The following is a 5,242-nucleotide window of genomic DNA, read 5'->3' on the forward strand; positions in this document are numbered from 1 at the left end:
GCCTTGGCGGGCGATTTTTTCATGGAGGGTTGGGGCTTCATCTTCGTTCCTTCGTCACTGCGACGAAGCCCCAACCCTCCTTAATTCACAACCTCAAATCTGTGCCATTGGTGCTGACGGGGGACAGCGGAACGACAGGCAATCGCGAAGGAGCGTCAGGCGCTGGAAGCGCGCGAGACAAAACTGCGCGAAAGCGAGCGGGCGGCGAGTGTCGAGCTGATGCAGAAATCGGTTCTCGGCAAGGCGCCGTTCGAGAGGGTCGAAGCATTCTTCGCCGCTCTCGGAAAGCTCGGTCTGGACGAAGCGGAGAAGCGCCTGCGGGCAAGCTGAAACCGGCCTCGGCAGAGGCCAGCGCAGCCGGGGCTCGATGCCCCGGCTGCGCTTTATCTGGACACGCAAAAAGAGGGGCCGGAGAGCCCCTCAAGAGCCCTCCGGCGCGGTGCGATATGCGGCATGTCAGAACGGGCAGTCGGCGTCCCAGTCGGGATCCATCACCACGCTCATGAAGCTTGCGGCGCGGGCGATGTTCGCTTCGTCGAAGTCGTCGGCCATCATGCCCGGGACGGAATGGACGATCCGGTCGATCAGGTCCTGGGGCAGGGCGTTGTAGTCGCCCTCGTCGATGGCGAGAAAGCAGCCGAACTCGTCCTCGATGACGTGCTGGTCGAAGAAGCTGTGCTGGGCCCGGATCGTCGCGGCGCGTACAGCTGCGTCATAGTTGATGGGGTCGAAAGCCGGGATGTCGAGGGTCTTGGTAAGAGCGTTCATGTGAGCCTCCTGTCAAAGGAATTGAAGAGGTCTCCTTCGGGATGGCCGAGCTTGGCCCGGGTCAGGAACGGGCCGCCCGCGGCCCGCCGCGTGAGCGGGGGTGGGGGAGCCGATTTTTTCGCCTTCTTCAGGCGTAAAAATTGGGGGAACCGCCCTTCTTGACGCGGGCCAATGGCGGCCATCATGCTTGGAATTCTGCGAGAGTGTTTAACCCTGTTGGGCAGCACACCCGGTGGTCACAGGCACGGGTCTCGAGCGCCCGGCCGATGCGAAGCCTTCGCAGCGTTCTTGGTTGCCGCATCGCCGGTAGCCGAAACGCAGTTCACCGAAGGTAAAACCGGTTCCCACTTTTCGGCGCGATGCTTGGGCGCCAGCAGGCCGTCAGGCCATTACTGGCGGGGGCAAGAAGCGAGCGAGCCGGGCCATGACAGTGTGCGTCCCGATCGACAAAAAAGAAGGGCATCCGGCGGTGAGGCCGGACACCCTTCTGGTTGATGCAATCGGAGCAGGCCCCGGTCAGAACGGCGGGAGTTCATCGGCATTGACGGTGCCACATGCCGTGCGCTTCATCACAGGCCGTTCGGCTTGCGCTGGGGCTTTGGTCCGCGCCGCCGGAGCCTCGTTCTGGACCGATGCGTCGCGCACGATATGGAGGGGAATGCGGGCTTCGCGCAGACGGTCGGCAAGGTTCGCCTGGATGCCGCCGCCGCTGCACACCACCGCCTCGACGGGCTTGAAGGCGAGCATGCGAGCGTTGCGCTGATAGGGCGCCGAAGGTCCTCGCGAGGTGTCGGGCTTGCACAGGATGACCGGCACATTGTGGCGCGATGCCCAGGCCGCCGCGATCACATCCGCGCCCTTGTTCTGGGCAGTCGTTGCCAGCGCCATCGACGGGACCCGGGCATGGATCGCATCGAGATAGTCTTCAACGAGGGCAATGTCCGTGAACTGCTGTCCGCCCGAGAACACCACGACCGGACCCGATGGGGCAAATTGCTCGCGCCGCTGCGCCTTCTGTGCCGCGAGATAGTCGCGCGCTTCGATCATCGAAGCATTGGTCTTGGACGAGACCCGCGAGCCCCGCACCGGCGAGAATGGCCGGCCGGTTTCGACAAGGTAGATCCGTGCGGCATGATCACGCATGCACTCCATCGCATCGCGGCATTCGGCAAGGCTGCGGGCCTGCATGGTGAGGTCTTCCAGATCGGTCGCGTAGACCTCGCTTGGATCGTATTCGCGCAGCTTCTCCTGGAGCCGGTTCGCCATGGCATCCTCGCGGTCATCGAGGCGCTTGGCGACGACATGGAAGCTGTTGGCGATGCCCCAGGCTACTTCGCTTGCGAAATCCTCCATCCGGGTGTCGCGGAACAGGTCGAAGACCGTTGCCAGCATCATCTCGATCGCCGCCTGCGCCACCTCGGGGTCGGGCATTTCGACAGCGCTCGGCTCATGCTCGATCGAGAGCTTGGCCAGTTCGGTCTGCTCCATGAATGCCCGGGCATAGTCGGGCGTCGCGATTTGACGCGCATAGTGTTCGGCAAGGTCGGCGAAGTTCGAGAAACGGTCCGTCATGATAACCTCCAAATGGAATTTTCTCTCATCACGCTGATGAAAGATGTGCCTTGAAGGACGCCGGAGTCAGGCAGTCAGGGACGGCGGCGCGCACGCGCTGCCGCCGCGAATAGCGGGCGTGGGGGGAGCCGATTTTTGCTCGCAAGGCGCTAGCCGAAGCAGGCCAAAATCGGGGGGCACCCGCGATCCTTGACGGCCGCCAATCTCCCAGGCGTCATGCTATGGCGATGCTGATTTCGCTCAGCCACCGAGATGAGAGAGAGATTACGGTTTTGCCCCCGAACCCCATCTGGGCGTTCGGGGTTAACCGCAAAACTCGATGTCCTCTGCGCTCCGCCTTTGCGCGTTCGAGGAGTCAGACTCAGGCTGGAGGCGGGGCGCCCTGGCTGCGCTGTCCGCAGCGCGGCCAGCACCAAACACGGACCCCTTGCCGGAGACAGTCAGTCGGCCCGTGGCCCGGTGCATCGCACGGGCGCGGGACGGCGACGGAGGCGAAGGCAAGCGTGCCGGCGGCCCAACGCGAAAAGCACCGCACCCGCAGGAGCGCGGCTGCAAGTCGCGCGGAACCGAGTGCGTCCATCTTGACAGGGCCGCTCAACCTTGTCGAAGCAGGGCCATGGAATTCGACGACCAGATGCGGCGCTTTTTCGGAACCGATGATCTCGGTGCGGTTTCGCCCGAAGGGCTGGCCAGCGGGATCGAGCACATGCGGGTCGAGTTCGGGCTCGAAACCGACAAGGGACGCAGGTTCGCCATGTGGTCGCTGCTCTACATGCTGAGTTCTGCGCCGGACCTCGATGTCGCGTTCAAGGACCCTGGAGATCGCGATGCGGCGCGGACATTCATGGACCTGCTCGATAAGGCAAATGCCAGCGACGACAGCTGATTGCAGCTTGCCCAAGCGAAGTGCCACTCGCCAGCTTGCAACACATCGAGGTGTACTAGGCCGCCTCTTGTGGAAGCATGGCGCAGAGCCTTTCGAGCGCCGTGAAAGCCTGCTCGAAATCGGGAATGTCGCTGGCTCCTGCGAAAGCCATGCTTTCGACAAATTGCCGGTACTCGGCCGCATAGTCTGGATCGCGCTTCACGCGATCGAGCATCGCCATGAGCCGTTGTTGCGACGGCAGGTCTTGCACCGCGCCCTGGCCGCGCATTGTGTCCGCATGAATTGAGTCCAGAAGCAGGACCGGAAAATCCGCGCTGGCGGTGGCGACCGTCTCCAAGGCCGAAAGATCGTGAAGGTGGCGCACGATGGTCGGATCGTCATCGGGGTGGCTACGATCGCGCGCAATCGAGCGCCAGGCAAAGGCGCTCAGCTTGTCCGCTGCGGTCTCGACCGGATCGATACAGAGGATGGCAGGCACCTCGGGTTCCGCTGCACGGAACTGCGCGACAAAGGAGGCAATCGATCGTGAGACCGGCTGCAGGGCGGGCGGCTTTGCGGAGAGTTCGGCAAGGATGTGCGGGCGCAGCGCCGCATGTCCGCCGAGCTTGGTCGGGTAATTCATTTCGAATTGCAGAAAGGAGTTGCCGCTTCGGGCTTCAACTTCCAGATCCGTGAAGCCGAGGTCAGTCCACAACGCAGTCAACCGGTCGCGATAGTCGCCAAGCCGGCGGCGCTGCTGATGGTGCGACAAGCCGATAAATTCTGCCGACAGGCTCAGTTTGAAGTCGATGTCTTCGGAAAAGCGCTTGATCAGGCCGTGGCCCTTGAGCAGCGAGGTTCCGCCGGAAAACACGGGCGTGAAGTCAGCGTCGTCGAGCTCCAGCAGCGCCCGGATCGCCTGGACGACATACCAGTCCTTTTCGACGAAGGCTTCGTCGACGGCGAGGGCGCCCGCAACCCGGCCCAGCGTCCTGCGGTCAGGCGGGTTGAAGAACGACATAATTGCCATCGTAGCCGATCCGGCGACGGATCCGGGCATTGACCGTCAGGGTGCGCCCCGTGGGGACCTGGGTCGAGCGTCCGCTGTTATAGGCCTTGTCGAAGCGCGAGGGCTCGACCGACTTCCCGAGCCGCCTGATAGCTTCGCTCGCCAGTGTGCGAATGCCGACAATGGGCGCGGGCTTGCCGGTCAGCGGCGAAGGCTCGGCCTTGGCGTAGAGGCCATAACCGATCTGGACCAGGCGGCCGATCTGGACCTGTTGGCGTAGCGCGCGCCCGACGGCGTCGTAGCTCCCGAATGCGTCGAAATCGGCACGCAGGAATACGTTGCGCCGGGACCGCCGGACCCGCTGCGCAATGAGGTCTGCAATCGACGAAGCTGAACAGGTCGCCTGACCACCAGATTTGCGGTAACGGCCGCGGCCGACGCGCACCAGCTTACCGGTCTGGACGAGCTGCTTGAGCGCGCGTCCGACCGAATCGTAGTCAGCCGCCAGCACCAGCGCGCCGCGATCGACGGTCACATTCTCCGGGATGGAGGCCAGAATCTGGTTCGCAAGGCTCGGCATCGTTCAACCAACATACGACGTTTACGGCATCCAGATAGGCCCAAGCCGTAAAGATTTCAAGCAATGCGTACAGGGCGCCTTCGCAGGGTCGCGCCAGCAGCGCGCAGGACCAGGAATGTTACCCTGCAATCAGGCCAATTTGACAGAATGCAGGGAAAATCTTGTCTCTTGGCGGGGCGGGCCGCATGCTCGCCGTCTGGCTCTGCGCGGTGGCTCCGCACGAGGTATGGTCAGGTCTATCCCACAGACCGGCGGAAGGTGAAAATGTGGGATAATCCGCTGCGGGCTGACCCCAGTGACATTTCTACTTGGCGGAAAATATGTTCTGGCTGGTTAGAGAAGACACTATTTCCGCCAGATAGAGATGTCACCGCTGGATGCAGCAGGGGCTGTGCGGAACCCTTCGAGCTTGTGCAGCACAGCCCCTGCTGGTGCGCTGATCTCGCGG

5 protein-coding genes are annotated in these 5,242 nt (G+C 63.1%); 1 reads left to right on the forward strand and 4 read right to left on the reverse strand.

Translation table 11 applies throughout. From position 1 onward, the window contains the following. Nucleotides 1–456 precede the first annotated feature (456 nt). Together H7F49_RS18770 and H7F49_RS18775 are read right to left on the reverse strand one after the other, a co-directional pair. Complete coding sequence (locus H7F49_RS18770; RefSeq protein WP_185685086.1) at nucleotides 457–768, reverse strand: hypothetical protein; 312 nt, start codon at nucleotides 766–768, stop codon at nucleotides 457–459. A 516-nt stretch (nucleotides 769–1,284) separates the two neighbouring features. Continuing rightward, nucleotides 1,285–2,340: a DUF2493 domain-containing protein gene (locus H7F49_RS18775; RefSeq protein WP_185685087.1), complete on the reverse strand. Its 1,056-nt coding sequence runs from the start codon at nucleotides 2,338–2,340 to the stop codon at nucleotides 1,285–1,287. 616 nt (nucleotides 2,341–2,956) lie between these two features. On the opposite strand from H7F49_RS18775, the gene H7F49_RS18780 reads away from it, so the two are divergent. Next, nucleotides 2,957–3,226, forward strand: coding sequence for a hypothetical protein (locus H7F49_RS18780; protein WP_185685088.1), 270 nt, complete (start codon nucleotides 2,957–2,959; stop codon nucleotides 3,224–3,226). Between the two features lie 55 nt (nucleotides 3,227–3,281). Here the strand turns inward: H7F49_RS18780 and H7F49_RS18785 are convergent, their stop codons facing one another. Both H7F49_RS18785 and H7F49_RS18790 read right to left on the reverse strand, forming a co-directional pair. Further along, complete coding sequence (locus H7F49_RS18785) at nucleotides 3,282–4,235, reverse strand: nucleotidyl transferase AbiEii/AbiGii toxin family protein (RefSeq protein WP_235982348.1); 954 nt, start codon at nucleotides 4,233–4,235, stop codon at nucleotides 3,282–3,284. Beyond that, nucleotides 4,204–4,749, reverse strand: coding sequence for a hypothetical protein (locus tag H7F49_RS18790; protein WP_328806869.1), 546 nt, complete (start codon nucleotides 4,747–4,749; stop codon nucleotides 4,204–4,206). Before H7F49_RS18790 ends, H7F49_RS18785 begins: the two co-directional genes overlap by 32 nt. Nucleotides 4,750–5,242 lie beyond the last annotated feature (493 nt).

It is taken from the genome of Novosphingobium aerophilum (assembly GCF_014230305.1).
In the GTDB taxonomy this organism is placed as follows: Bacteria; Pseudomonadota; Alphaproteobacteria; order Sphingomonadales; family Sphingomonadaceae; genus Novosphingobium; species Novosphingobium aerophilum.